Raw genomic sequence first — 26,187 nt, 5'->3', positions numbered from 1 at the left:
CTTGTTTTTAAAAAACTTGTACCCTATTAGAACATATAAATTTTATTTTTCTAGTTTTTTTTATGAAAAAAATACCAATTCATGCAAAAAGTAATTTTGAAGGCATGAAAAAGGCCGGTAAAATGGCTGCAAATACCCTTGATATGATTGAAGAATTCATAAAACCGGGAGTGACAACTGAAGCTCTTGATAAAATATGCTACGACTTTATAACAAGTAATGGCGGAATTTGCGCGCCGCTTGGCTATAAAGGCTTTCCAAAGTCAATGTGTACCTCAGTAAATCATGTAGTTTGCCATGGCATTCCAAGCGATTACGAGCTTCGCGATGGAGATATAGTCGGAATTGATGTCACGCCAATTCTTGATGGCTGGCACGGTGATTCATGCAGAACTTTTTTTGTAGGCAATAGCTTTACCGAAAACGATCCAAAAACAATCAAGGCAAAACGCCTTACAAAAGTTACATATAACGCAATGATGAACGCTATAAATCTTGTAAAACCCGGCATAAAACTTGCCGAAATTGGAAAATCAATACAAAGCTATGTTGCAAAATATAACTTCTCAGTTGTAAGAGATTTTTGCGGTCACGGCGTTGGGAAAACCTTCCACACAGAGCCCATGGTGCCGCATTATTACGCTGATGATGTTGTAGATTACGCCGATTCAATAACTCTTGAGGAAGGCATGTTTTTTACCATTGAACCCATGATAAATGCAGGGCGTTTTGATGTTAATGTGTCAAAAATCGACAGCTGGACAGTAACCACGAAAGATCGCCAGCTTTCCGCGCAATTTGAGCATACAATAGGCGTTACCGCAAATGGCTGCGAGATTTTCACAAAATCAGACAATTTTGAAAATACCCGCCTTTTCCAGATTTTAGATAGTATAAAATTATGATGCAAATTTCTAAAATATCAGATGCAATCTACTTTTTTAACCAAAGAGACTTAGAAAATTTTACTAGAATTGTAAATAATTTAGCAATATGACTAGTCTTCCAAAAAAATGCAATGCAATTTCAAGCCTTGTTTTTACAATATTCTTTGCCGCTTGGACGATTTTATGTGCGATAATTGGCTTTCCAATTGGAGTTTCTAAAAAACATGCGATAAAACTTGGCAGATTTTGGGCAAATGGCGTGCTTTTTGCACTAAAACATATCTGTAACATCACATGCGATGCGAAAAACGTCGATGAAATCTCACAATATAGCCTTATTTTATCTAAACATCAGTCCGCTTTTGAGACGATATTTTTCCTTGCAAAAATTAAAAATCCCTGTTTTGTTTTGAAGTCCGACCTGCTTAAAATCCCATTTTATGGCTGGTATTTAAAAAATATGGGCATGATTCCAGTTAGCAGGAAAATATCAATATCTGAAATTAAGAGCATGAATAACGCAATAATAAACGCGATTAAATCAGGAAAAAATGTGATTTTATTCCCACAAGGAACACGAGTTTGCGAAAAAACTTTATACGAAAATGGCTATAAAAACCACGTTAAATACAAATTTGCATGTCTTGATATTTTCTCTAAAATATCGTCAAATCTAGCGGCTGTGTCTATTAATTCCGGATTTTTCTGGCCGAAAAAAGGTCTTTATAAATACAGTGGTGAAATTTATGTAAAACTGGTCTATACTCGGGCGATCAATCCGCAAGATTACGATAATAAATCATTTATAATCGCCATTAAAGAGGAAATAGAGGCCGCAATCGAGGCTGACGCAAGGCTATATGCAAAAACAGTCTGCGATAGTCTAAAATAACGTATCTAGTATCATTTCCCCAACTATCAGTTGCTGAAAACTTCTACTAAACTCAAATTCTTGTACCAATTCCATTAAAAATCTATGTTGAGCTGAAGAAAACATCGATAAAAAATGCAAAATCTCTATCTTTTTATCAAGCTTCACTGCTTTATGGTATATAACTTGATTTTAAATTTAAAAATCCAAGTAAGGATCGCTAATTCCAAGTGTTTTTAATATTTCAATTTCGAGCTTTTCCATTTTTATTCGCTCATCTTCCAGAATGTGATCCATGCCAAAAAGATGCAATACGCCGTGTATTAAAATATGCGTAAAGTGATCATGTATGCTTTTGCCTTGTTCATTTGCCTCTTTTGCAATTGTTTCAAGGGAGATAATCATGTCTCCAAGGTAAAAATCTTCATCTTTATCGCTTGATTCAAATGATAAAACATTTGTAGGCGTGTCTTTATTTCGATAATCTCTATTGTAATTTTGGATAAATATATCATTTGATAGCAGCAAAGTCATTTCATAGCTGATATTATTGTGCAAGAATATTGCAACATGATTAACTATTTTTGAAATAAAAGTTTTATCTACGTCAAAAAATATCTTTAAATTTCTAGATTTTTTATATACATTTACTTGAATACTAGGTTTTTTCATATTTTAATCATCTGTTTTGTAAGAGCCATAGGCAGATTGCAATACTTTTTCACTAATACTATTTCCTGCCATCATGTATATTTCTTTAGCACTCTTTTTTGGGTAAACATATTCTATATCACGCATAGTTTTTACTTTTTCATATTTTACATTCATATTTTGGAAATATTCTGCATTTGGAATATAGCCCTTATTTCTCATGCTAATTATTTCAAAAGCATTTTTGTATGGAATGGATGTTTTATAGCCCATTCTTTTATTAAAAGCATATCGATTTGCAAGAGTTGGTGATGAAATTGCTGGTTTAATTGAAGATGGATCAAGCTCATATTCCTCTTTTTCCTCATTGTAAATATATTTTGCATTTTGTTGCTCTTTTATCGCTTGGGTTTTGACATCATTTACAATTTTATCTGATACCAAGCGCATTTCCTGTAAATCGCTTGCATATCTATCATAGCTGTTTGATGCATATCTTGTCATTCTGCTTTGCATTTCCTTATCTTCGTATTGCTTATTTCGTGCCACATATAGTTCAATATAGGGAATATTTTGCATTGGAAGTCTAATGTCATTTTTCCCGTATTGTTGCTCAAATTCTGTATTTTTAGCCCAATTTGCTCTGATTGCAGGGTTATACCTGTAGCAGGATTGTAAAAAAATTAATAATGTAAAAATACATAATTTTTTCATTGCTTTTAAATAACTTAATTGTTTTATAAAATAAAAAAAATAAAAGTCTAGTTTTTTATGATAGAAGACCCGCTTGATACAAATATTAAGGCTTGCTGCATAGTTTTTAACCTTGGAGGGCCAAATAATCTTGACGAAGTAGAGCCGTTTTTAATGAGTCTATTTTTCGATAAAAGAATAATTCCACTGCATCCAATTCCACGCTTTGTTATTGCAAAACTTATCTCAAAACTGCGGAAAAATAAAGCAAAAAACATATATAAACTGCTAGGGGGCAAGTCTCCAATTGGGGAAAATACGCTAAATCAAGCAATTGCACTGCAAAATAAGCTAATTAAAGACTACTCATACTCGGGCGATAAGAGCATAAATTGGCGTGTTTTTTATGCCATGCGTCACGCAACACCAAGTCTTGCTGAAGTGCTTGCTCAAGTTGCGGAATTTGACCCACAGCATATAGTATTAATGCCACTTTATCCACAGTATTCAACAACAACAACTGAGAGCTTTTTTGATATATGGCACGAGTCGATAAACGGGCTAAAATCACCATATAAGGGTAGGGCAAAAGTGCATAAAATCATCGATTACCACGATAATTTTGACTTTATTTCATCTTGCAGTAATTTAATTTTCGACTATATACAAAATAACATCAAAAACCTTGAAAAAACACGCTTTTTATTCTCTGCACATGGGCTTCCACAGTCAATTGTTGATAGCGGTGACCCATATCAAAAACAAGTTGAAAAATCTTATGAATTAATCGTGCAAAGCCTTGAAGAAATGCTGAAAATGAGGCTGGATACACGCCTTTGCTATCAGTCAAAAGTTGGGCCAAAAAAATGGCTTACACCGTCCCTTGAAACCGAAATTCGAGCCTGCAAAACAGACGACATGGATGTTTGCATTTTCCCAATTGCATTCGTCAGTGAGCACAGCGAAACCCTTGTTGAGCTTGACATGGAATATCTTGAGCTCGCACGCGAAATCGGCATAAAAAACTATTTTCGCATACCAACCCTTGCGGTAGCGCCAAGTTTCATATCCTGTCTTGGAAAGCTTGTGTATAACTCGGTAGCTAGAGATGCTGATTAGTGTTGAAATGTTTGTATAGATTTATGTGTGGGTTTTATGATTTGTTCTTGAGCAAAGTGGTAAAAATAGATTTTATTTCTGTTGTTTTGGCATTGATAAATGTAATTTAAACAAAAGATTTGAAGCTTCACAATATTAGAAAATGCAATTTGCAGTAATAAGATGTATAGAAAATTTATTGCCACATGAATGTATGTTTTTGTTATGAAGCATATATATTAATGTACTTGACTTATCTGACTTCCTTGACTTGGGTGAGCTACTTTTGAAATATATGGTTTTTGATGTATTCCTTGTGCTATTTCTTGCGCCTTTTTTCCAACATTTAATGGTATATGACTTTTAGGCATTTCTTGCGATGAATTTTCAGTTTCTATTGTAGAAGCATCATAAAGATGTTCTGGTTGAGGATTTGATTGAGGATTTTTTCTTTGATCTTGATAATTCATTTCATCATTAATACTATTGTCATCAAAATCCATTTTTAACATTCGCTCAGTTGGTTGTTGAACTGGTGCTTGAGGTTGTTGTTGATCTTTTGGCTGAACTGGTGCTTGAGGTTTGTTGTTTAATGTAGATTCTGGTTGAATGCGTATTTCTTTTTGGTTGTTTTGCTTTGACGGATCTATGCTGATTGTTTTTGGGTGTATATTAATATCCTCGCCTGTGTTGCGATAATGATTCAATATTTTCACAACATTGAGTTTTTCCTCTAAGTCTGCTCTATCAAATTTTAGTTTGTTTAATTCCATTTGCTGTTTTTCAGTTAATGGCTTTTTGGAAGACTCCATTTTTTTTATTTCTTTATCAATCTTTTTAATCTTTTCTTCCAATTTACCTTGATATTTTAGGTCTGCCTTTAAATCTTTCTCTATTTTATTCAGTATTTCTCTTTGATTGCCATGCCACTTGACATTCTTAATTGCTTTATCAATAGATTGCTGATGTTCACGCCTTTTTGTTTGACCGCGCTCTATAGTTTTTTCTGTGCCATCTTTCCATTTTTCATTTAGCTTGCTTATTACATACAAGCCAATTCCAGCAAACAATAAAAGGCCAATACTTGCAACAATTGGTCCAATAATGATGCCGCCGGCTACAACTGAAGTTAGCATAGCTGAGCCTATAGAAATTCCAGCGATGGATCCACCTAGTGTTGCTATGACTAGTAAGATTTTACCAGCTGTTATTGCAAGAGGTTTTGCTTTATCCCAAAATGTTTTCTTGGGCTCATCTGGTGCATCATTGTGACCTTTTTTAATTTCAATCGGAGGTTGATTATCTATATTGTCTAAAGTTTCTTCATAATCCTTGTCATTATCAAAATCTAACTTTAATTTTTCATCATCTTGGCTTTCATCATCTACTTTTGGATCTTTTGGCTTGTTATTGGGATTTAATGCTTGATTTATTGCATCCTTATATGACGTAGTAAATCGATCAATACCATTTCCATTAATTTGCTTACTTGGATTTTTTGTATTAAATTCATTGATTCTTTTTTGCATTTCTTCCAATTGTTTTATACGAGTACGCACTTCCTCTTGCTTTACTTTATCATTTTTTATTAACTTTATAAACTCTTCCCTTTGTAAGATGTTATTTTGTTGAATAAATTCGTCATTGGATGCTGTAATTTTTTTTAAATCTTCTTTTAATTGGCCTACTACCAAGTCTGGATCTTGCAAAATTGGCTCTTGTAATATTTTACTTTCCATTTTCTTTTTAAATTACAACTCTCATTGTAACAAGTAAAATAAAAAAATCAAGAAAAAACTTGACTATAAAAAAAAAAGTATTTCTTTCGTATTAATATTTTGTTGCTTATCTATATGAAACATCTAATTTTAGTACTTTTAGTCACTATTTCATTCTTACTTGGCCTTAGACTTTCTGGAGTTGTATCTAAGTTTGCGCCTTATTTGGTTGGTTCAAGAGAAGAAAATGTTACTATACCTCAACCTGGCTTACCAGTTGACCCAATGAATCCTGCTGTTGATCAACAACCGGAAGCAAATCAACAACCGCAAGTTGCTGATGCAGCTGTAAATCCTCAAGTTGAAAATCAACAACCGGAAGCAAATCAACAACCTCAAGCTGTTCCTGCGCCTGCTGGACAACAAGCTCAACCTAATGCGCCTGTTGCACAAGCTGAAGCTGTTAAACCATCTGAAGTTGCTCCTTCTGAGCAGCCAAAAGTTGCTCCATCTCAGCAAAATCAAAAAGCTGATGCAAAATCTGACGCTAAAAAAGATAAGAAAAACAAGAAGAAAAACAATAATAAATAGTTTATTGTAAAAAATGAATTCTGTTAAAGATTATCCAGTAACTAACACATCTGTCTTTCTTCGCTGCGACCTTAATGTTCCGATGAAAGATGGATGTATATTGGATTCACACAGAATTGAATCTTCAATTCCAACAATAAAATACCTACTTTCATCTGGCGCTAAAGTTGTTATAGCAAGTCATCTTGGTCGCCCAAATGGCTTTGATGCGAAACATTCTTTGAAACCGATATGCGATGAGTTATCTCGTCTACTTGACATAAAGATTCATTTTATCAAAGATATTACATCGCAAGATTCAATTTCTCTTGTAAAATCATTACCATTTGGTACAGTTTGCATGCTTGAAAACCTTAGATTTCATAAAGAAGAAGAGGCAGGTGATGAAAATTTTGCAAAAATTCTTTCTGAATATGCAACATGCTTTGTAAATGATGCGTTTGCGTGTTCTCATAGAAAACATGCATCTGTATTTACAATTGCGCAATTTTTACCATCTTTTGCAGGGTTGAATTTGCTAAATGAAGTCGAGGCAATAAATTCATCACTATCGAAAAATGGGAAGAATTTTTGTATTATAGGTGGATCTAAAATATCATCAAAAATTGGTTTAGTTAAAAATTTAATTCATAAATCTTCATCAATTTTCCTAGGTGGCGGCATGGCAAATACATTTTTACTCGCATCTGGTTATGAAATTGGACTTTCAATATGCGAAGAGGCAAATGTAAAAGATGCACAGGAAATTATTTCAATTTGCAAGAAAGAAAACTGCAAATTAATATTGCCAGTTGATGTAATTGTTTCCAAATCGTTTGAAAAACCAGTAAATGTAAGGCTTGTAAAGCTTAGTGAAATTCAAAAAGATGACTTCATTGTTGATGTTGGCTTTCAAACACTAAAACTAATTGAAGAACAGATAACATCATCAAACAATGTAATATGGAACGGCCCTGCGGGTGTATACGAGGTATCGCCGTTTAATGTAGGAAGCTTTACAATTGCAAATTTAATCTCACATTATACAAAAAACAAATCCATTTCATCGATAGTTGGAGGAGGGGACGCGGTTGCGTGCGCAAATTTATCTGGCACGGCAGATGAATTTTCTTTTGTTTCAACTGCAGGTGGTGCTTTCCTTGAATATCTTGAGCAAAATACATTACCTGGAATATCGGTAATATCAATTCCGATAAAGAGATAGAATCAATCGCCTCATATATCATTATAAATTCTGCAGCTAGGTTGCATATTGCTTGATTTTTTTGGCAATCAAGTAAAAAAACAAGATAATATTTCAGCTTGTTTTATTTATATTTCAATCAAGAAAAGAAACCAAGGAAGAAGGCCCCTTGGTTTTATATGCGATATGTTAATGTTTCTTTCTAAAATCCTTTGCAACAGCAACAAGACTTGAAAGAGATTTAGTTACCTCATCCCAGCCTCTTGTCTTAAGCCCACAATCTGGATTTACCCAAATCTGCTCAGGCTTTAAGACCTTTAGAGATTTCTCGATAATATCTGACATTTCCGCATAAGATGGCACTCTTGGAGAGTGTATATCCCATACGCCAGGTCCAATATCATTTTTATATCCACCATCTTTTAATGCCGATAAAACCTCAAGATCTGACCTTGAAGCTTCAATTGACAAGACATCGGCATCAAGTTTAACAATGTGGTCAATAATGTCATTAAACTCAGAATAACAAACATGTGTGTGGATTTGAGTTGTATTTGCAACTTTATAAGCGGAAATCTTAAAACAATCTACAGCCCAAGTTAAAACTTCATTCCATTTTTTACGCCTAATTGGCAAAATTTCGCGAATTGCAGGTTCATCAATTTGTATAATTGCAATGCCTGCTTTCTCAAGATCCAAAACTTCGTCAAGAAGTGCAAGAGCGATTTGTTGACATGTAATTTTTTGATGAATATCGTCACGAACGAAGCTCCATTTTAAGATTGTAACAGGACCTGTGAGCATTCCTTTAACATGTTTTTTACTGCAGCTTTGAGCAAATTCTGCCCATTTTACAGTAATTGCATTGCGTCTTGAAACATCAGAGTGAATAACTGGCGGCTTAACGCATCTTGACCCATAGCTTTGAACCCAGCCATTTTCTGTAAAGCAAAAACCTTCAAGATTTTCACCAAAATATTCAACCATGTCATTTCTTTCGCATTCACCATGAACAAGCACATCGATGTCAAGATCTTCTTGTCTTTTTATGCAATCTCTAATGACATCTTGGCAAAATTTATCGTATTCTGCCTGTGTTTTTAGACCTTTCTTGAAGTCTGAGCGATTTTTACGAATTGCAGCATCTTGTGGAAATGAACCAATAGTTGTAGTTGGAAAAAGTGGAATATTTAGGCATTCTTGAGCTTTTTTTCTATCTGCAAATACTGACGCTCTTTCGTAATTACCGTTAAGATCTTTAAGTCTTTGCCATACTGCTTCATTTTTTTCAACATTTATGGCAAATTTTTCAGGCTTGGTGTTGTTTTTCAAGTGATCGGTAAGAACTTTAATTTCAATTAATTTCTCCTTTGCAAAAGCAAGGCGATTTTTAATTTTTTCTTCAAGTTTTTGCTCAGATTCAACGCTATATGGAGTGTGAAGTAGTGAGCAGGAAGTTGCGATAATTATGCTATTTTCTTCAAGGATTTTCTTTGCAATATCGAAGCTTTTTTCAAGATTATTTTTCCAAATATTTCTTCCACTAATTAAGCCCAGAGATATAACTTTATCTGTTTTTGGTAGACTTGGAATGGAAAATTCAGACAAATCTAAATGTATTGAGTAAACCGGAAGGCTAAATGCTAACTCACTATTTTCTGCCAATTCATCAAAATAAGTAACAAGATGTATTTTTACGCCAAGTTTTGAAAGTCTATTATATGCATCTGTGTATAGTTTTTTCACTTCGGCATCAAGCTCAGTTGCAAGATATGGCTCATCAATTTGTATATCGGTTGCGCCATTTGCTTTTAAATCTAAAATTAATGCTTCGTAACAGGTTAGAATATTTTCAAAAATCTCAGCTCTTGTAATGGTTTTTTCTTTCCCAAGCAGTAAATATGATACCGGGCCAATGATAACTGGTCTTGTGTTAATTCCTAAATTTTTTGCCTCTAAAAATTGTGAGACAAATTTCCTTGGTTTGTAATTTGGCTTTACATCGGAGTGAAATTCTGGAATTATATAGTGGTAATTTGTATTAAACCATTTTGACAATTCGCATGCGTGCAGGTCATGTCCATTTTTTTGATACCCGCGTGCAACTGCAAAATATCTTTCAAAATCATCTTCAACAACATTAAATTTCGCAGGAATATTTGAAAATTCAAAAGATAAATCAAGAACATGGTCGTAGTATGAAAAGTCGCAAGATGCGATGAAATCAAATGATTTTTGCAATTCCCAGTTGTTTTTACGAATTGAAATTGCAACATCTTCAAGCTCTTTTCTTGATATTTTACCTTGCCAAAAAGACTCAAGTGCAAATTTTAATTCGCGATTTTTTCCAACTCTTGGAAAGCCAATGCAGGCCGACTGTACTGAATGTGTCATAAAACTAAATAAAAAAACAAATAAAACTAAATTTTTGAAAATGCAGATTGCAAATCGGACATTATATCATCTTTACCCTCGATTCCAACTGATAATCTAATTAAATTATCAGTTACACCGTTTGCATCGCGAATATTTTTCGGAACAGAGGCGTGAGTCATTAAAGCAGGAACGCAAACTAAACTTTCTATGCCGCCCAAACTTTCTGCAAGCTGGAATATTTTGAGATTTGCTATAAATGCCTTAGCTGTGTCTAGATTTCCCTTAATATAAAAGGAGATCATGCCTCCACCTGTGAAGGTTTTTTCGCACTGAGACTTTAAAATATCGGAGTTTTTATGAGTTTCTAGCCCTGGATAAAAAACCTTTTCAACTTTATCGCAAGATGTCAGAAATTTTGCAACTTCAATGGCATTTTCCTGATGTGCTTTCATTCTAACTGCAAGAGTTTTGACGCCTCTTAAAACAAGCCAAGAGTCAAAAGGAGACAAAGATGGCCCAAGAGTTTTTTGTATATAGTATAGCTTGTCAAAAAGTTCTTTTGAGTTAGTAAAAATGCCGCCTGCAAGCACATCACTGTGTCCATTTATGTATTTTGTAAGAGAGTGAACAATTATATCTGCGCCAAATTTTACAGGTTTTTGCAAATAAGGTGTTAAAAATGTTGAGTCTACTACGACAATACCGCCATAATTCTTAGCGATTTTGGCAACTTTTTCAATATCTGTAACACGAAGAAGTGGATTGGAAACCGCTTCAATCCATAAAAGATCGATTTTTCCTAGCTCTTTGCATACATTTTCGACATTTTGACTATCTGTTGTGTCAACCCATGTTACATTAAATTTATCATTAAAAATTGTGGCAAGCAGCCTATAAGTTCCGCCGTAGACATCATTTCCGCAAACAATATTTGCACCATTTGGTAGTAGATTTAAAATGCATGTTATAGCAGAAAGCCCAGATGCAGTTGCAAGGCAGTAATTTGTTTCTTCAAGGCTTGCAAGGCAAGTTTCAAGATTTTTTCTTGTTGGATTTGTGCATCTTGTGTAATCAAAGCCCTTGGTTACATTTGGTGACTCTTGAACATATGTTGAGGTTTGGAAAATACCGGGTATTACCGAGCCATTTATAGGATCTGGCTCTGAGCCAACTCTAATTGCGTTTGTTTCAAAGCATGAATTTTTATTACTCATAAATTACACTAAAAATAAATCATAAACTAATTGTAAAAGCACTTTTATTGCAAAATAAGCAATAAATATGCAAGAAACAATTCTAATTGCAAAAATATATTTCTGTATTTTTTTATATATTCTGTTGTTGGTAAGCAAATGTATAACTGAAAAATGATATATAAAATTTAATGAAACCATCCAAATAATCATTAGAAATTTCTCAAAATAAGTGATATTTTCTTCCATCGAGGCAAAAAGCGTCATATAAAATAAAATTGATGCTATATAGGAAGTTGAAAATAAAAATCCCTTTTTAAAATAACTTGATTCAATTGCATTTGACTTGCTTTCAAATTGATTTTTAAATGTATCAATAACAATTTTTGAGGATAAATAAAGTAAATATAAAACGCCAATAATTTTTAAACCAGAATAAATTAGATGATGCGATTTTAAAACAATTCCAAGCCCAAAAAGACCCAAGATTTTTAACACTCCGCCGCCAAGTGCATCGCCTGCTGCAAAGAAAATACCAGCTTTTTTTCCATTATTTATCGCAATATTTGTAACACAAGCAAAGGTCAGCCCGGGCCAGATTATATAAAAAAATTGCATTATTAAAATTTCAGATATTTTCATAGAATAAAAATAATAAATCATCAAAATTATTTAAGGTGTAAAAGTGGAAATGAGAAAAACCACCTTCTTGAAGATGTGTAATTTGATCTTTCAAAAACGCCTTTGGGTCTGGAATTTCACAGGTGAACACACCTAATTTTTTCGCAAAATTAATTGATTTTTCAGATGGCAATATAAGCCCTGGAATTATTGGTATTTTAATTTTTTTCGCAAAATCAATCAACTTCTCTGCATCAAAACAAACTTGCGTTATACAGGCATTTACCCCATATTCTATCTTCATTTTGGTATATTGCAATTCATTGTCTTTTTCGGGATACCCAGCTATATATATAGCAATATCAAAAAATTCCTTTCTTGCTGCGGCAATTAGCTCTGATGCATATTGAAATCCATTTGTCAAAATATTGCCATCGCCCCTAATAATTACAAATTGCCTTATGCCAAAATTGTAAAAATGCTTTATATTTTGTAAAACTTCAATTTTAGTCTTTTCCGTGCATGTAATATGTAAGGCAATTTTTCTCATTAAAGCTGGATATTTTTGAGCAAAGTAGTTGACGAAAGCTATAGTTCTTTCTTGCCCAGAGCTAGATGCGCCATATGTAATTGATGCAAATTTGGCACTTTTTAAAGAAAGACATGTAACTATTTTACTTTCTAATGCAGAAAAACCAGATTCCGAAAGGGGTGGAAAAAATTCAAAGGATGACGAGGAAATTAATTTACTTTCAAAGGACATAAACAAAAATTATAAACAAAATACTTTACTTGCAGTGCAATTAACACATTCGCATTCGAGTAATGTTTATAAATCTAGTAAATATCACAAAATAATCTATTTTCAAACTCTTTGTAATTAAAAAAATAAAAGTCAAGAGAAAAATGCTTCCAAAAAAAAATATCATATCACTTGGTGTAATAAATTTTTTATATATATGCAAATTACATTAGATTTAACCAAGAAATATCTTCGAATAATGACAAATGACGAGGACGATATAATTCAAAATTTTATTTCAGGGGTCGAAATTTTTGCAAAGCACTATATTTCAAATAATATTGATTTTGCAAATTTACCACAAGATTTGGTAAATGCAATGCTTGATCATATTGCATTTTTATATGAAAATCGTGGAAATCTTGAGGTGCAGACGCCATCTCGCATAACATATGTTTATAAAAAATATAAAAATTTTCGTTTAATTTAATTTATGAAAAATAATCTTACATCGTCTTTAAAGTCTAAAATCATTATTCAAAAACAAGAGCTAGTATATGATGAATCTGGTGGATTTACTGAAAATTGGACGACATTAAAGGAAGTTTTTGCAAGTGTTGAATATCAAAATTTTAGTGAGTTTGTGATACTTGGGAAAAAAACCTTGGAAAAAAACTATAAAATTACAATTCGTTATGATGAAAATATTAGTATTTTAAATAGAATATTGTTTCAAAATGATACAATGACAATTAAATCTATCAACTCAGAATCTAACAAATATACAGAAATTTTTTGCTCAGTTATTTTATAATTTTTATGGACATTTTCTCTATACAAAAAGCTTTTTTTCAAGCGATAAATAATAAAATATATATTAATAATAAAAAAATTAATATTTTTTCTTGCATACCGCCAAAAAACACAAATATGCCATTTACATTGATTAATCTTGTTAAAATTAGTCAAGATGACGGTATAAATAGCACTGCTGTTGTTGAATTATCTATAGTTGACGATTCTCAAAGTATAAAAAATATATCCGATATAATAAATCAAATTAAATCTATAATATCACTTGATGGCATTAATGAAAATATAGATTCCAGCTTCATATCTTGTGAAATTAAGTCTTCGCAAATAGAAAATGACCAAAAATATGGTTTTAGCACAGGAATTTTGGTATATGAGCTAATTTTTCAATGATGTTTTGCCTCGGCTATGTAATTTGATGACAAAAGTGAGAAAACATATGCTTGTAAGAGACATATACAACATTCAAACATTGAAAATGCTATGATAAATAAAATTGGTAAGATGCCATAAACTCCCATTTCTTGGACAAAACTTGCAACAACTGCTATCATAACATGGCCTGCTATTATATTTGCCGCAAGCCTTAGCCCAAGGCTAAAAGGTCTTGATACATATGACACAAATTCAATAATCAGCATAAGAGGTTTTATTGCAGTTGGCGCATCTTTTGGTATGAAAATTGTAAAATATTTAAAGCCATGCACCTTCACTGATATAAAAATGCAAACCGCAAAAACAATCATTCCCATTGGAATTGTCATGGCAATATGACTGGTTGGCGAAAACATAAATATGCCCAAAAGATTAAGCACAGATATATACATTATAAGCGTCAATATTAAAGGTGTATACTTTTTTCCATTAATTCCTATGGAGTTAATTGTTATATTTTCGGCAAACAGATAAATTTTCTCAATTAAAAGCTGCATTTTTGAAATTTTTGAATCTTTTTTAATGCTAAATTTAATCAAAATAAAGCATATTAATGCCGCAATCATCATAACAAGCGAGGCATTCGTAAAGCTAATATCGTATCCAAAGGGCTTAATTTCAAATATTTTTTTAATTTGAAACTGGTTCATTGGGCTAAAAGCCTCTTCGTATTCAAATTTTTGAGAAAATTCCTCTTGCATAATTACTTAAGATTTTTTATCATATCCATCATGCCGCTCATGCCACCCATGGCATCAGCTGTAATTTTTTGTTTTCCAGAGTCAGATTTTTTCATATATTCATTCATTGCTTTTTTTAGATCATCTTGTAATTTTTCGTGTTTTATGTCTAAATAACCCTCGGCAAGCTCTACTTTTTCAATAGTTTTTACATTACCGATAATTTTAATACATCCGCAGGAAATTTCCAGTGATGAAGCTTTCATTTTTTCTTCAATTAGTCCTGCCATTTTTCTTGCTTCATTAATTTGCTTAAACATATTCAAGTGTATAAAATAAATCTCACAATTTGTAGTACATATTTTTTTAAAAGTCAATATTTTCTTGACTAATATTTCAAATCATTTTTAATGGTTAAAAATTTTACATAAAATGTCTGAAAAACTTACTTTTGAAAAAGCTTTTGCAAGATTAGTAGAAATATCAAATATATTAGAAGACTACGAAAATCCGCTTGAGTCTTCGCTAAAATTATATGAAGAGGCTACAAAATTACGGAAATTTTGCGAGGATTTTATCTCAAATGCAAAAAAAACAATTAATAAATTAAACATTGACTCAAAAGAATCAACCAAGACCGAATAAATTTATTTCTTCGCTTGAGGCGAGCTTGAGCTGCCAAATGCAAATTTCCCTATTAATTCCTCAAGATTTACAGAGCTTTGGGTATATGATATTTTATCTCCGGATTTCATGTATATTTCTTCAGATCCGGGTCTAATATCGATATATTTTCCACCGAGTAAACCGGAACTTACAACTGCTGCACTTGAATCGGTTGGAATTTTAATATTGTCATTTATGGAAAAATAAAGTACTGCTCTATAATTTTCTATATCCAGCTTTTTATCGGAAACAACCCCAATTTTTACTCCACTTATTTTAACATCACTTCCAATTTCTATGCCATCAACATTTGAAAATTTTGCAGATATAGTAACGGAATTTGATGATACAGATTTTAGTCCACTAGATTTCATTATTTGAAATAGAAAAATAGCGGCAAAAAATAAAACGAACGCACCTATAATGGCTTCAAATTGATATTTTTTCATATATTTTGTAATATGTAATACATGTATAATGATGATTTTTTAAAGTTCAAGATATTTTTCAATCAATTAATTTATCATTAAAATAGGCTTGCAATTTAAAATAAGTGTATTATAAAGCTATATATTTGATTTATATATGGCAATGCTAAGTGAAATGATGAATTGGAGATATTCCACTAAAGTATTTGATAAAACAAAGAAAATTGATGAAAAAACATTCGATGAAATAATGGAATCTCTTCGCATGGCGCCGTCTTCTTATGGGCTTCAGCCTTGGAAGTTTCTTGTTATTCGTGATGAAAATATACGTGCCAAGCTTCGTCCTTTTTCGTGGAATCAAGGGCAAATTACCGATGCGTCGCATCTTATAGTTTTTTGCGCAAATACGAAAATCGATGCTGATTATGTTGAAAAATACATAGATTTGGTCGCTAAAACTCGCAATATTGACAAGGAAAAGATAGGCGCATATAAAGACATGATGATAAAAATGTTGTAAAGGGAATGAGTGATGAAAAACGCATTGAGTGGGCAAAAAATCAATGTTTTATCGCTCTTGGTAATTTGCTTTCGCATGTTGCAATGCTTAAAATCGATTCATGTGCAATAGGCGGATTTGAAGCCGAAAAATACGATGAAATCTTGGGACTTCGTGCAAAAAACTTAACCGCAGCTGTTGTTTGCCCAATTGGATATCGGTCAGATGAAGATAAATATCAGACTTTAGCTAAGGTTAGATTTGATAAAAAAGATGCAATAGAAGTGATATAAAAATACTTGACAAAAAAGAAAAATGCTTTAGAAAAGTTAAAATATTTTTGCAAGATGAAGACGCTTGATAATAAAATACTTGCTATATGCATGCATATTATAACTCCACCGATATTGATGTTTGCGTTTTATTTGCAATTTCATGGGGAAGTATCTCCAGGTGGCGGCTTTCAGTCTGGAATAATCTTTACTATACCGATAATAGTTTATATAATGCTATACGGCAGTACGACAAGGCAAGGGTATATTTTAACTCAGACTCCATTGTTAAAAAATATCGGTCTAACTGGCGTTGTAATGTATATATTAATAGGATTGATAGGAAATTTGCTTGGTGGCGAATTTTTAGACTATTCTACATTTTCAAAAAGCGCACAAATTGCACAACAAATAGGAATATTTGCGATAGAGGCGGCGGTTTGTATGGCAGTTTTTGGCTCTATGTCTACAATATTTCTATCATTTTATAAATATATAATGCACAAAAATTTCTCATGAATTTTCTATTTATTAATTTCATTTATTTTGAAGTTGCAAATAAAAAAAGAGCATATATAGATTTAAAAAATTGAAAAAATATGAATAAATATCAAGATTTAAGAGATCTTTTTACTAATTACTTTGTAGCCCTTGGTCACAAATCAGTTGAGTCTTCGTCTTTAATACCACATAAAGATCCGTCTTTACTTTTTGTAAATAGCGGAATGGTGCAGTTTAAAGACATTTTCCTTGGCAAAGAAGAACCGAAATTTGCAACTGCGACGACTGTTCAAAAAAGCCTTAGGGCAGGGGGTAAGCATAACGACCTTGATAATGTCGGATATACCGCTCGCCATCACACTTTTTTTGAGATGCTGGGTAACTTTTCTTTTGGTAATTATTTTAAAGAAAACGCTATAGAATACGCTTGGAATTTCCTTACAAAAGAGGTAAATTTGGATAAAAATCGCCTTTATATAACGGTTTATCACACAGATGACGAGGCCTTTAATATATGGAAAAAATTAACAGGTTTTTCGGATGAAAAAATAATCAAAATATCAACAAATGACAATTTTTGGTCAATGGGAGATACTGGACCATGCGGCCCTTGCAGCGAGATTTACTACGACTACGGCGATAGTGTAAAAGGCGGACTTCCGGGTAGCGAAGATCAAGATGGAGATAGATTTGTTGAAATATGGAACCTTGTTTTTATGCAGTTTAATCAAGAAAAAGGCAAGCCACTTGAAAAACTTGCAAAACCATGCATAGATACTGGAATGGGGCTTGAGCGCTTGGTCTCGGTTCTTGAGGGAAAAACGAATAATTACGACACTAGTCTTTTTTCACAATTAATATCAAATTCTCGTGAGATTTTGTCCGATAAAAACGAGGAAAATCTTGTTGCTCACAGGGTTGTTGCAGATCATTTACGCGCAACTTCATTTTTGATTTCAGATGGAATTTTACCATCAAATGAGGGCAGGGGCTATGTTCTTCGCAGAATTATGCGACGTGCAATGAGATATTTACATCAAATTAACCCAAATGAGTCAAAAATGCACGAACTTTTTGACAAATTGCAAGACTTAATGGGCAGACAATATCCAGAGCTTTCGAAAAATAGCGAGCTTATAAAAAACACGATTAAACTTGAAGAAAACGGCTTTCGCGAGACTCTTGCAAGGGGTATGAAAATGATTTTGGACGAATTCAAAGTAGGCAGTATAAATGAAATTTCAAGCCAAAAAAACCCGATTATTTCTGGAGATTTCGCCTTTAAACTATACGATACATACGGCTTTCCATTTGACATGACGGCAGATATTATGAAAAGAGTAGGCGGCGTTGTTGACGAAAAAGGCTTTGAAAACGCAATGCTGGAGCAGAAAAATCGCTCAAAAGGCACATTTGGAGGACATGGCGATCAAAAAGAGTCTCAAATTTGGCTTGAAATTGCAAAAAAGCTAGATTCTACCTGTGTTTTAGAAGACATGAATCAGGTGTCAAGGATGACTGACGATGTATTAAAATCTCGTGTTTTGGCAATCGTGAAAAACGGTGAAAATGTAGATTTTATAGGCAAAAATCAGTCTATGAGTTCAGATGAAATATGGATTTTACTTGATAAAACCTGTTTTTATGCAGAAAGTGGCGGTCAGTGCAGTGATATTGGCTATATTTCGTCAAATGATGAAAAAACCGCGATAATAGATGTTCAAAAAGTTGCTGGAAAATTGGTAATTCATAAGCTGAAATCAGCAAATTTTGACATAAAAGTAAGTAATGAATATGAAATTTCAGTCTCAAAAACACATAGAGAAAATACAGCAAAAAACCATACTGCAACTCATATTTTACAAGCCGCACTAAAGTCAATACTTGGGCAAACCGTCTCGCAAAAGGGCTCTGAAGTCACTAGTGAAAAATTAAGATTCGATTTTAACTTTTCAAGGCAGTTATCAAGTGATGAAACTGGTAAAATCGAGGCATTTATAAACGATATTATATCACAAAACCTCAGTGTGGAAAGCGTAGTTGACAAAAAGGAAAACATCGAAAAACACAACGCAATTGCAAATTTTGGTGAAAAATATGGCGACGAAGTTCGAATAGTGAAAATTGGCGAAAATGGCATAGCATCAAGCGAACTTTGCGGAGGAATTCATGTGAAAAATACAGCCAGTATCGGCTTTTTTAAGATAATATCAGAGCGCAGCGTTGGCTCAGGATTACGCAGAATTGAAGCAATAACCGGAAATTTTGCAATGTCGTATTTATGCGAAAAAAGCAAATTATTAAGCGATGTTCAAGCTAAACTTTCGTGCAATGAAGATGAAATTATATCAAAAATCCAAGATTTAGTCTCAAACTTTGCGAAATGTCAAAAAGAAATTGAAAATCTCAAGACTATAAATGCGATAAACACTACTGTATTTCAAGAAATTAAGTCCAAAGATGGCAAAATAATCAATATTGCGAAATTTGAAAACCTAAACGCAATGGCAAAAAATATAATGTTTGCACTTGGCGATAAAGCAAAGGAAAACTCAGTATTAATCGGGTATTTTAGTGAAAATAATTCAAAAATCCTAGCAGTATTTAGTAAAAATGCAAAAAGCGCCTGCGAATTAATTTGCGAAGTAACAGAAAAACTTGATGGCAAAAAATCAGGCGGTGGAACAGAAAAATTTGCAATGGGTAAAATTGATGCAGAATTTAATATATTACACAGCTTTTTCTGGCATAAAGACTGAGGTAAAATTAAAATATACAAGGCGCCGATGAGCCAAGTAGCGTGAAACAGTCGTCTTCAAGATTTATTTTATATTCACTGAAATCGCATTTTGTAATTTGTTTTTCGTGATTTGCAAAAATAAAAATACCATTGTGTTTATCGTATAATTTGCTTATTTTGCAACAAAATATTATGCTTCTGTCTTTTTTTTCACTATTTTCCTCTATATGGTAAATGTAAAGCATGTTATCACGCAAAAAATCTATATATGCATTAAGATTTCTGTATTCAATGCAAAATATATCACTATTTGATACGTTGTTAAAGGCAAAGTTTGAAGAAATATAGCACATTGGAATTGGATAATATAGAGAAATTATTCTTATTCCATCGAGGCTAATATCTGATGGTATATGTATTTTTAAATTTTGATCCTCGTGAAAATTTGCAAAAGATATTAAGTTTCTGTATAGGTTTTTAATCATTTGCGGCTCCATATAAATACTTGCTGCGATTGCTATTTGCTTTTCAAGTAAATCATATTCTCGAATTGGATCGATATATGAAAATGCAGTTCCCATGGTTAATCTTTTGTAATCACCAACATCTTCAACAATGTCAAATCTTTTTCTTAAAATGTCAATTAATCTGCCGTCAATTGTATCTATTCTGTTTCTAAAATCGGTTAATTTATTCATAATTTTAGCCTTTAATTTTTTCAAAAACTGCACTGACATCAAAGCTGCTCTGCGTATCAAAATCTCTGTATTCTTGGGCAAGATTTATTTTGCTGTATTCAACTTTTTCAAGAACAGGGTTATATCTTACTTCGTCGTAGCCAGTTACGGGAAAATCTTTTCTAAGTGGATGATGTTTAAAATTGTAATCATTTAATAGTCGTCTTTCATCGGTTAAATTCGCAAATTTCACTCCAAACATATCAAAAGCCTCTCTTTCATACCAAGTTGAGCCTGCAAAAACATCAGAGACACTTTTTATAACATCGTCTGCTTTAAAGTCTATTACAATGCGAAAACGCAGATTATATCGCATACTTAAGAGTAAGTATTGAAGAGAAAATTCATTATCGCGATTTGGGTAATGTGTTGCGAAAATTCCGATTAAACACTTTCCAAGCATAGCATCGCTATTTTTTATCAATTCCAGAACTTTGAAATTTTCATCTGGGTTTTTTATATTTACAATACATTCATTATTTGCGTATTCAACTAGTGCATAATTTTTCAAAATATCCTTTATTTTATCGGCATTTTCGCTATAGTAATTTTGCATAAATATATAGTTTTACCGATTGTAAATAAATTTATTTAAAATTCAAGCAATAAATTCTTTACGCTTGTTGCCAAAGCCAAGGAAAATTATTTTTTTGACTTTCTTCAAAAATCTTTATATCTTCTATTTTTTGAGCTGTAATTCCAATTGAATCAAGGCCATTAATTAATCTAAATTTCTTAAATTCGTCTATTTCAAATTTTATTGCACCATTGACACTTTGAATAGTTTGCCCTTCAAGATTGATTGATAAAATATCTTTATTTTCGGCAGTTTTAGACAGATTGTTTAATGTATTTTTATCGACAACAATTGGTAATATTCCGTTTTCAAAGCAATTATTATAGAAAATATCGGCAAAAGATGTAGCGATAATGCAGCGAATTCCAAAATCTAAGAGTGACCAAGGTGCATGCTCTCTTGACGAACCGCAGCCAAAATTATCGCCAGCAATTAATATTTGAGCTTTATTAAAAGGGTCTTTATTTAAGACAAAATCGGCTTTTTCCTTACCAGTTTCATCAAATCTCATTTCGAAAAATAACTTTTTTCCAAGACCGGAGCGTGTAATAACTTTTAAAAATTGTTTTGGAATTATCATGTCTGTGTCTATGTTATCTATCGGCAAATACGCAGCAACGCTTGAAATTTCTGTAAATTTTAACATTTTAATTATGGCAAGACATTAAATAAATTCGAATGTATATTTTTTAATAATCAAGAAAAAAATAGATATTTATATTCCGTTGACATTTTATCTTAAAATATTATCAATTTCACTTATATCGCTAATTTCATTATGAAAATTGATATTAAAATATAAACTGAAAATTTTCAATAAGTACTATCCCTTTAAATTATCAATACAATAGATTGTGATATAGTTTGTGCGTTTATAATATCTAAAAATAAACTTTTCTTTAACTTCATAAGCATAAAAAACCAAAAATCAACAAAAATCTTAAACATATATATAATTACCGCTTTTCTTAAAAATAACTTGATTTTTATATTTTCCTAAATAGGATCCATCACCTCCTTTAAAGCTATTTGGGGCATGGCTCGCGAGGGTCATGTTCCCGCTTTTTTATAGTTTTATGATAACAGATAACGAAATTTGCAAAAAAGCCGCAAATATACTAAAACTTGGCGGGGTAGTGCTGTCAAAAACCGATACTGTATATGGGCTTTTAGCCGATAGTCAAAACATTGATGCGGTAAATAAAATATACGAAATTAAAAATCGCGATTATACAAAAAAACTGGCAATTTTTGCGCCAAATGTTGAGTTTATATCGCAGATTTGCAAGGTAAGCGAATCGGCAAAAATCGTGCTTCAAAACCTTCTTCCAGGGCATTTTACTTTCATACTCGATACCAACGAAAATGGGCAAAAACTCTTTCCGTGGCTTGAAAAATTTGAAGATAAAAGCATAGGAATTCGCATTCCAAAAGACGATTTTATTACATCTCTAATGCGTGAAACCGGCTTTCCAATTAGCGCAACATCTGCCAATATTTCTGCAAATCCCGATTCGTCTGTTTTTGAAAATATTTCACTTGAAATTCAAAATTTAGTAGATTACATCGTAAAAGATGACAATATTATTGAAAAAGAGCCGTCAAGCGTAATAGACTTGCGTAATTTTGAAAAAGAGTATAAAATATTGCGAAATACACGCTATACTATTGACTTCATCTTGCTTGCAAATGCGATTTTGAGCAAAACAGACCTTATAAAAATCACTAATATCGGCGAAAAAACACGAGCAGAGCTGTTTAAAATCGGTATTTACTGTAAAGAGGATTTTGATAAATTTACAGCTACTGAAATATATAAGAAACTAGTGAATTTAAATAAGAAAAATAAGCATAAAATGCTGTTTTATGCACTTTTTTGTGCAAAATTCGACATCAACTGTATGAAAATTCCAAGCGATATAAAGCAGATTGCAGATCTTGAATTTAGTAAGATAAGCTATAATAGCTAGGGTAATTTTCGTTAAATGGTCTCTATTGTTATATACAAATAAGCTTTACTGTATCAGATTTTTAACTTGTTTGACTGTCTGATTATTTGTCAGCCTTGGAGAAGAATTTGAAATAAAAACTAGCAGCCTTAGATTATGTTTATTGTGAAAAATGCTATATCTTATCAGCAATTTTCTTGGCTTTGTCGGATTTTTTAGCTTTTTCCTCATGTTTTGGAAGATATTTTGCAAGATATTGACCAGTGATGCTATTTTTTACCGTTACAACCTCCTCAGGAGTTCCTTTTGCAACAACAATACCGCCTGCCATTCCGCCTTTTGGGCCTATGTCTATTACATAATCTGACGTTTTAATTACATCCATATTATGCTCAATAACAAGCATACTATTTCCATAATCAACCAGAGTGTGTAGCACTTCAAGGAGTTTTTTAATATCGCAAGAATGCAGCCCTGTTGTTGGTTCATCAAGGATGTAAAGCGTATTACCAGTTGCTTTTTTGCATAGCTCTTTTGATAGTTTTATTCTTTGTGCCTCACCTCCAGATAGAGTTGTTGCCTGTTGGCCGATTTTAATGTAGCCAAGCCCAACATCTTTCATAGCTTTGAATTTATCCTTTATAGATGGGATATTTTTGAAAAATTCATGTGCTTCTTCGGCTGTCATTTCAAGAACATCGGATATTGATTTTCCGTTATATTTGACTTCCAGCGTTTCTCTATTGTATCTTTTTCCTTTACAGGCATCGCATACTATATATACATCTGGCAAAAAGTGCATTTCAACCGTTAAAACGCCGTCACCTTGGCATTTTTCGCATCTACCACCCTTGACATTAAATGAAAAACGCCCCGGTTTGTATCCACGAGCTTTTGCTTCTGGAAGGGCTGTAAAATAATCTCTTATGTGATTAAAAGCACCGATGTAAGTTGCAGGATTTGACCTTGGCGTTCTTCCAATTGGTGATTGATCAATTTCGATAATTTTGTCTATATTTTCAATTCCTGTTATTTTATCGTGCAGGCCTGGTGTTTTTGATGAGCCATTAATTTTATTGTTAATTGCTTGATAAAGAGTGTCTATGATTAAGGTTGACTTTCCGCCACCCGAAACGCCAGTTACGCATACAAACATTCCAAGTGGAATATCAACTGTGATGTTTTTAAGATTGTGCTCATGCGCATTTACTACTGTTATTTTCTGACTATTTCCATATTTTCGTCTTGCAAGAGGAACGTCAATTTTCTCTCTTCCTGAAAGGAATTTTCCAGTTATGCTGTCTTTGTGTGATTTTATATGCTCAACATCGCCTTCTGCAACGATATATCCGCCCGCACTTCCCGCACATGGCCCAACGTCAATAATATGATCTGCTTCGTGCATTGTGTCTTCATCGTGTTCTACGACTAAAACAGTATTTCCCATATCGCGAAGGTTTTTTAGTGTTTTTATGAGCTTTGTATTATCAGATTGGTGAAGCCCGATTGACGGCTCGTCAAGAACATACATTACGCCGCTGAGTCCTGAGCCAATTTGAGATGCAAGGCGAATTCTTTGAGATTCACCACCAGATAATGTTGAAGAAGATCTATCAAGATTAAGGTAATCAAGCCCAACATCAAGTAAAAACGTAAGGCGTTCCTTGATTTCTTTTATTACGCGGGTTGCAATTTCATTTTGTGTTTTTGTAAGGTGTTTTGACAAGTCGGAAAACCATTCATGAGCTTCAAGAACGGTCATTCTTGAAACCTCGCCTATGTGTTTATCGTAGATTTTTACAGAAAGTGAAGCTTCGCGAAGTCTATAGCCATTACAAACCCTGCATGCAATTAGGTTTTGGTATTTTTCGTAGTCAACCCCACTGTCATCATCACTTTCATCGTGTCTTTTCGATAAATCTTCCATTACTCCTGCAAATTTACGGGCAACGGTATATTTTCTAAAATCATCTGAAAATGTGAACTGTATTTCATCATTTGAGCCATGCATTATCATGTGTTTTACTTCGTTTGAAAGGTCTTTAAATGGAGTTGTTATTGAAAATTTAAAATGTGCGGCAAGGCTTTCCATAATTTGCCTATAATATCTCGGATTGCTACGCGTCCAAGGCAAAATTGCACCGTCTGCAAGTGATAAATTTTGATTTGGAACAACAAGATCTATGTTGAAATATTTTTCCGTTCCAAGCCCATCACATGCTCTGCACGCACCAAAAGGCGAATTAAAAGAGAATATTCTAGGCTCAATTTCCTCTAAAGTGAAATCTGAAACCGGGCATGAAAATTTTTCCGACATTACTAGAATTTGCTTTTCTTCAATGAAATTTTCGCCAATTTTAAATTTACCGTTACACTCTTGCGGAAAGCTTACAACTTCAACATGCAAAATGCCATCTGCAAGGCGAAGAGATGTCTCAATACTGTCTGCAAGGCGGTTTCCAATATCGTCAGATAGTGCTATTCTATCTACAACAATTTCAATTTCATTCTTTTTATTTTTATCAAGCTTTGGAAGACTGTCTCCTTCGTAAAGTTCGCCATTTATTTTAAATCTGCTGTATCCAGCTTTTTTATATTCAAGAAATTCCTTTACATGCTCGCCTTTTTGACCTCTAATGACCGGTGCGCAAATGTAAAATTTTGTTCCATCTGGAAATTGACGGAGTTTTTTAACCATATCGGACGCACTTTGGCTTTGAATTGGTTCCCCTGTTGCAGGTGAATAAACTATACCGACACGGGCAAAAAGCACTCTTAAATAGTCGTAAATTTCAGTTACAGTTCCAACGGTTGAGCGAGGGTTTTTAGATGTTGTTTTTTGATCAATTGCAATAGCAGGTGAAAGCCCAGTTATTGAGTCTACATCGGGCTTTTCTTGTAAATTTAAGAATTGCCTAGCATAGCTTGAAAGGCTTTCAACATAACGCCTTTGCCCTTCTGCATAAATTGTTTCGAATGCAAGTGAAGATTTCCCACTACCAGAGGGACCCGTGATTACAACAAGTGAATTTTTTGGGATGTCAACATCAACATTTTTAAGATTATTTTCTCTTGCTCCTTTTATACTAATAAATTTCGGCTCCATGGGTTTAAAAAATTTGATTTGATTGATTTTTTTGAAACTAAAATATTAAATATTATTGTCAAGTGTTTTATAATAAATATATTGATAAAAAAATACTACACAATGGGAAAAACAGTTTATGTATAGCGAAAAAAAATAAAACTTGATTTTAGTATTTTTA

General features: G+C 32.9%; 27 protein-coding genes and 1 pseudogene. 14 read left to right on the top strand and 14 right to left on the bottom strand.

Going from position 1 to position 26,187, the window contains the following annotated elements; all coding sequences use genetic code 11:
* Positions 1-62 precede the first annotated feature (62 nt).
* Together map and deia_RS03465 are read left to right on the top strand one after the other, a co-directional pair.
* A pseudogene (map, locus tag deia_RS03470) lies at positions 63-892 on the top strand (type I methionyl aminopeptidase).
* A gap of 101 nt (positions 893-993) precedes the next feature.
* Positions 994-1,779, top strand: a complete 786-nt coding sequence (locus deia_RS03465) for a lysophospholipid acyltransferase family protein (RefSeq protein ID WP_146820771.1) — start codon at positions 994-996, stop codon at positions 1,777-1,779.
* A 177-nt stretch (positions 1,780-1,956) separates the two neighbouring features.
* Here deia_RS03465 and ybeY read toward each other — a convergent pair whose 3' ends face one another.
* Both ybeY and deia_RS03455 read right to left on the bottom strand, forming a co-directional pair.
* Positions 1,957-2,430 (bottom strand): rRNA maturation RNase YbeY, encoded by a 474-nt coding sequence (gene ybeY / locus deia_RS03460; protein ID WP_146820770.1) that lies wholly within the window; start codon positions 2,428-2,430, stop codon positions 1,957-1,959.
* A 3-nt stretch (positions 2,431-2,433) separates the two neighbouring features.
* Positions 2,434-3,123, bottom strand: coding sequence for a hypothetical protein (locus deia_RS03455; RefSeq protein WP_146820769.1), 690 nt, complete (start codon positions 3,121-3,123; stop codon positions 2,434-2,436).
* A gap of 57 nt (positions 3,124-3,180) precedes the next feature.
* On the opposite strand from deia_RS03455, the gene hemH reads away from it, so the two are divergent.
* Positions 3,181-4,221: a ferrochelatase gene (hemH, locus tag deia_RS03450; protein WP_246117019.1), complete on the top strand. Its 1,041-nt coding sequence runs from the start codon at positions 3,181-3,183 to the stop codon at positions 4,219-4,221.
* A 218-nt stretch (positions 4,222-4,439) separates the two neighbouring features.
* Here the strand turns inward: hemH and deia_RS03445 are convergent, their stop codons facing one another.
* Positions 4,440-5,939 (bottom strand): hypothetical protein, encoded by a 1,500-nt coding sequence (locus deia_RS03445; RefSeq protein WP_146820768.1) that lies wholly within the window; start codon positions 5,937-5,939, stop codon positions 4,440-4,442.
* 114 nt (positions 5,940-6,053) lie between these two features.
* On the opposite strand from deia_RS03445, the gene deia_RS03440 reads away from it, so the two are divergent.
* A complete protein-coding gene (locus tag deia_RS03440; protein WP_146820767.1) occupies positions 6,054-6,509 on the top strand; it encodes a hypothetical protein in 456 nt (151 codons plus the stop codon).
* A 13-nt stretch (positions 6,510-6,522) separates the two neighbouring features.
* A complete protein-coding gene (locus tag deia_RS03435; protein ID WP_146820766.1) occupies positions 6,523-7,713 on the top strand; it encodes a phosphoglycerate kinase in 1,191 nt (396 codons plus the stop codon).
* 168 nt (positions 7,714-7,881) lie between these two features.
* On the opposite strand, the gene metE is transcribed toward deia_RS03435, so the two are convergent.
* The 4 genes from metE to deia_RS03415 are packed head-to-tail and all read right to left on the bottom strand — an operon-like array spanning position 7,882 to position 12,645.
* Positions 7,882-10,086, bottom strand: a complete 2,205-nt coding sequence (gene metE / locus deia_RS03430; protein WP_146820765.1) for a 5-methyltetrahydropteroyltriglutamate--homocysteine S-methyltransferase — start codon at positions 10,084-10,086, stop codon at positions 7,882-7,884.
* A gap of 26 nt (positions 10,087-10,112) precedes the next feature.
* Positions 10,113-11,282 carry a trans-sulfuration enzyme family protein gene (locus tag deia_RS03425; RefSeq protein WP_146820764.1) on the bottom strand — a complete coding sequence of 390 codons (1,170 nt, stop codon included), beginning with the start codon at positions 11,280-11,282 and terminating at the stop codon, positions 10,113-10,115.
* Positions 11,283-11,285: 3 nt separating this feature from the next.
* Entirely contained in the window at positions 11,286-11,903 is a 618-nt protein-coding gene (locus deia_RS03420; protein ID WP_161982842.1) for a LysE family translocator, read from the bottom strand.
* Positions 11,890-12,645, bottom strand: a complete 756-nt coding sequence (locus deia_RS03415; RefSeq protein ID WP_146820762.1) for a methylenetetrahydrofolate reductase — start codon at positions 12,643-12,645, stop codon at positions 11,890-11,892. Before deia_RS03415 ends, deia_RS03420 begins: the two co-directional genes overlap by 14 nt.
* A gap of 196 nt (positions 12,646-12,841) precedes the next feature.
* Here deia_RS03415 and deia_RS03410 point away from each other — a divergent pair, with 196 nt between their 5' ends.
* Genes deia_RS03410 through deia_RS03400 form a run of 3 tightly spaced genes read left to right on the top strand, consistent with a single transcriptional unit; the run spans position 12,842 to position 13,830 of the window.
* Positions 12,842-13,114 (top strand): head-tail connector protein, encoded by a 273-nt coding sequence (locus tag deia_RS03410; RefSeq protein WP_146820761.1) that lies wholly within the window; start codon positions 12,842-12,844, stop codon positions 13,112-13,114.
* Positions 13,115-13,117: 3 nt separating this feature from the next.
* Positions 13,118-13,438, top strand: a complete 321-nt coding sequence (locus tag deia_RS03405; RefSeq protein ID WP_146820760.1) for a phage head closure protein — start codon at positions 13,118-13,120, stop codon at positions 13,436-13,438.
* Positions 13,439-13,443: 5 nt separating this feature from the next.
* Entirely contained in the window at positions 13,444-13,830 is a 387-nt protein-coding gene (locus deia_RS03400) for a hypothetical protein (RefSeq protein ID WP_146820759.1), read from the top strand.
* Here deia_RS03400 and deia_RS03395 read toward each other — a convergent pair.
* Together deia_RS03395 and deia_RS03390 are read right to left on the bottom strand one after the other, a co-directional pair.
* Positions 13,824-14,573, bottom strand: coding sequence for a F0F1 ATP synthase subunit A (locus deia_RS03395; protein WP_146820758.1), 750 nt, complete (start codon positions 14,571-14,573; stop codon positions 13,824-13,826). The genes deia_RS03400 and deia_RS03395 overlap by 7 nt on opposite strands.
* Before the next feature lie 2 nt (positions 14,574-14,575).
* Positions 14,576-14,872 carry a hypothetical protein gene (locus tag deia_RS03390; RefSeq protein WP_146820757.1) on the bottom strand — a complete coding sequence of 99 codons (297 nt, stop codon included), beginning with the start codon at positions 14,870-14,872 and terminating at the stop codon, positions 14,576-14,578.
* A 112-nt stretch (positions 14,873-14,984) separates the two neighbouring features.
* Here deia_RS03390 and xseB point away from each other — a divergent pair, with 112 nt between their 5' ends.
* Complete coding sequence (gene xseB / locus deia_RS03385; protein ID WP_146820756.1) at positions 14,985-15,197, top strand: exodeoxyribonuclease VII small subunit; 213 nt, start codon at positions 14,985-14,987, stop codon at positions 15,195-15,197.
* Positions 15,198-15,199: 2 nt separating this feature from the next.
* On the opposite strand, the gene mlaD is transcribed toward xseB, so the two are convergent.
* Entirely contained in the window at positions 15,200-15,667 is a 468-nt protein-coding gene (gene mlaD / locus deia_RS03380; RefSeq protein ID WP_146820755.1) for an outer membrane lipid asymmetry maintenance protein MlaD, read from the bottom strand.
* 136 nt (positions 15,668-15,803) lie between these two features.
* On the opposite strand from mlaD, the gene deia_RS05940 reads away from it, so the two are divergent.
* The 4 genes from deia_RS05940 (at position 15,804) to alaS (ending at position 19,677) form a co-directional block, all read left to right on the top strand.
* On the top strand, positions 15,804-16,166 hold the full coding sequence (locus deia_RS05940; protein WP_146820754.1) for a nitroreductase family protein: 363 nt from the start codon (positions 15,804-15,806) through the stop codon (positions 16,164-16,166).
* Positions 16,167-16,171: 5 nt separating this feature from the next.
* Entirely contained in the window at positions 16,172-16,438 is a 267-nt protein-coding gene (locus tag deia_RS05935) for a nitroreductase family protein (protein WP_146820753.1), read from the top strand.
* A gap of 54 nt (positions 16,439-16,492) precedes the next feature.
* Positions 16,493-16,936 carry an MnhB domain-containing protein gene (locus deia_RS03365; RefSeq protein WP_146820752.1) on the top strand — a complete coding sequence of 148 codons (444 nt, stop codon included), beginning with the start codon at positions 16,493-16,495 and terminating at the stop codon, positions 16,934-16,936.
* Between the two features lie 80 nt (positions 16,937-17,016).
* A complete protein-coding gene (gene alaS, locus deia_RS03360; protein ID WP_146820751.1) occupies positions 17,017-19,677 on the top strand; it encodes an alanine--tRNA ligase in 2,661 nt (886 codons plus the stop codon).
* 7 nt (positions 19,678-19,684) lie between these two features.
* Here alaS and deia_RS03355 read toward each other — a convergent pair whose 3' ends face one another.
* The 3 genes from deia_RS03355 to leuD are packed head-to-tail and all read right to left on the bottom strand — an operon-like array spanning position 19,685 to position 21,618.
* Entirely contained in the window at positions 19,685-20,356 is a 672-nt protein-coding gene (locus tag deia_RS03355; protein ID WP_161982840.1) for a chorismate mutase, read from the bottom strand.
* Positions 20,357-20,360: 4 nt separating this feature from the next.
* On the bottom strand, positions 20,361-20,951 hold the full coding sequence (locus deia_RS03350) for an NADH-quinone oxidoreductase subunit C (RefSeq protein WP_146820749.1): 591 nt from the start codon (positions 20,949-20,951) through the stop codon (positions 20,361-20,363).
* A 58-nt stretch (positions 20,952-21,009) separates the two neighbouring features.
* Complete coding sequence (gene leuD, locus deia_RS03345; protein WP_146820748.1) at positions 21,010-21,618, bottom strand: 3-isopropylmalate dehydratase small subunit; 609 nt, start codon at positions 21,616-21,618, stop codon at positions 21,010-21,012.
* 430 nt (positions 21,619-22,048) lie between these two features.
* On the opposite strand from leuD, the gene deia_RS03340 reads away from it, so the two are divergent.
* Entirely contained in the window at positions 22,049-22,942 is an 894-nt protein-coding gene (locus tag deia_RS03340; RefSeq protein WP_161982839.1) for an L-threonylcarbamoyladenylate synthase, read from the top strand.
* A gap of 154 nt (positions 22,943-23,096) precedes the next feature.
* On the opposite strand, the gene uvrA is transcribed toward deia_RS03340, so the two are convergent.
* A complete protein-coding gene (gene uvrA / locus deia_RS03335) occupies positions 23,097-26,027 on the bottom strand; it encodes an excinuclease ABC subunit UvrA (RefSeq protein WP_146820746.1) in 2,931 nt (976 codons plus the stop codon).
* Positions 26,028-26,187: the final 160 nt, after the last annotated feature.

This window comes from Candidatus Deianiraea vastatrix, from assembly GCF_007993655.1.
GTDB lineage: Bacteria > Pseudomonadota > Alphaproteobacteria > Rickettsiales > Deianiraeaceae > Deianiraea > Deianiraea vastatrix.
The sequence above is the reverse complement of the archived record's forward strand: the minus strand, read 5'-3'. Positions and strand labels throughout refer to the sequence as shown.

What these genes read in the sequence shown, in the direction of transcription:
- deia_RS03440 (WP_146820767.1), top strand. Translation starts at nt 6,054, where the DNA reads ATGAAACATCTAATTTTAGTACTTTTAGTCACTATTTCATTCTTACTT.
- deia_RS03435 (WP_146820766.1), top strand. Translation starts at nt 6,523, where the DNA reads ATGAATTCTGTTAAAGATTATCCAGTAACTAACACATCTGTCTTTCTT.
- leuD (WP_146820748.1), bottom strand. Translation starts at nt 21,618, where the DNA reads ATGTTAAAATTTACAGAAATTTCAAGCGTTGCTGCGTATTTGCCGATA.
- deia_RS03445 (WP_146820768.1), bottom strand. Translation starts at nt 5,939, where the DNA reads ATGGAAAGTAAAATATTACAAGAGCCAATTTTGCAAGATCCAGACTTG.
- deia_RS03395 (WP_146820758.1), bottom strand. Translation starts at nt 14,573, where the DNA reads ATGCAAGAGGAATTTTCTCAAAAATTTGAATACGAAGAGGCTTTTAGC.
- alaS (WP_146820751.1), top strand. Translation starts at nt 17,017, where the DNA reads ATGAATAAATATCAAGATTTAAGAGATCTTTTTACTAATTACTTTGTA.
- deia_RS03350 (WP_146820749.1), bottom strand. Translation starts at nt 20,951, where the DNA reads ATGCAAAATTACTATAGCGAAAATGCCGATAAAATAAAGGATATTTTG.
- metE (WP_146820765.1), bottom strand. Translation starts at nt 10,086, where the DNA reads ATGACACATTCAGTACAGTCGGCCTGCATTGGCTTTCCAAGAGTTGGA.
- deia_RS03355 (WP_161982840.1), bottom strand. Translation starts at nt 20,356, where the DNA reads ATGAATAAATTAACCGATTTTAGAAACAGAATAGATACAATTGACGGC.
- ybeY (WP_146820770.1), bottom strand. Translation starts at nt 2,430, where the DNA reads ATGAAAAAACCTAGTATTCAAGTAAATGTATATAAAAAATCTAGAAAT.
- deia_RS03405 (WP_146820760.1), top strand. Translation starts at nt 13,118, where the DNA reads ATGAAAAATAATCTTACATCGTCTTTAAAGTCTAAAATCATTATTCAA.
- mlaD (WP_146820755.1), bottom strand. Translation starts at nt 15,667, where the DNA reads ATGAAAAAATATCAATTTGAAGCCATTATAGGTGCGTTCGTTTTATTT.
- deia_RS03420 (WP_161982842.1), bottom strand. Translation starts at nt 11,903, where the DNA reads ATGAAAATATCTGAAATTTTAATAATGCAATTTTTTTATATAATCTGG.
- deia_RS05940 (WP_146820754.1), top strand. Translation starts at nt 15,804, where the DNA reads ATGGCAATGCTAAGTGAAATGATGAATTGGAGATATTCCACTAAAGTA.
- deia_RS03400 (WP_146820759.1), top strand. Translation starts at nt 13,444, where the DNA reads ATGGACATTTTCTCTATACAAAAAGCTTTTTTTCAAGCGATAAATAAT.
- deia_RS03340 (WP_161982839.1), top strand. Translation starts at nt 22,049, where the DNA reads ATGATAACAGATAACGAAATTTGCAAAAAAGCCGCAAATATACTAAAA.
- deia_RS03415 (WP_146820762.1), bottom strand. Translation starts at nt 12,645, where the DNA reads ATGTCCTTTGAAAGTAAATTAATTTCCTCGTCATCCTTTGAATTTTTT.
- deia_RS03455 (WP_146820769.1), bottom strand. Translation starts at nt 3,123, where the DNA reads ATGAAAAAATTATGTATTTTTACATTATTAATTTTTTTACAATCCTGC.
- xseB (WP_146820756.1), top strand. Translation starts at nt 14,985, where the DNA reads ATGTCTGAAAAACTTACTTTTGAAAAAGCTTTTGCAAGATTAGTAGAA.
- hemH (WP_246117019.1), top strand. Translation starts at nt 3,181, where the DNA reads ATGATAGAAGACCCGCTTGATACAAATATTAAGGCTTGCTGCATAGTT.
- deia_RS03410 (WP_146820761.1), top strand. Translation starts at nt 12,842, where the DNA reads ATGCAAATTACATTAGATTTAACCAAGAAATATCTTCGAATAATGACA.
- deia_RS05935 (WP_146820753.1), top strand. Translation starts at nt 16,172, where the DNA reads ATGAGTGATGAAAAACGCATTGAGTGGGCAAAAAATCAATGTTTTATC.
- uvrA (WP_146820746.1), bottom strand. Translation starts at nt 26,027, where the DNA reads ATGGAGCCGAAATTTATTAGTATAAAAGGAGCAAGAGAAAATAATCTT.
- deia_RS03465 (WP_146820771.1), top strand. Translation starts at nt 994, where the DNA reads ATGACTAGTCTTCCAAAAAAATGCAATGCAATTTCAAGCCTTGTTTTT.
- deia_RS03390 (WP_146820757.1), bottom strand. Translation starts at nt 14,872, where the DNA reads ATGTTTAAGCAAATTAATGAAGCAAGAAAAATGGCAGGACTAATTGAA.
- deia_RS03365 (WP_146820752.1), top strand. Translation starts at nt 16,493, where the DNA reads ATGAAGACGCTTGATAATAAAATACTTGCTATATGCATGCATATTATA.
- deia_RS03425 (WP_146820764.1), bottom strand. Translation starts at nt 11,282, where the DNA reads ATGAGTAATAAAAATTCATGCTTTGAAACAAACGCAATTAGAGTTGGC.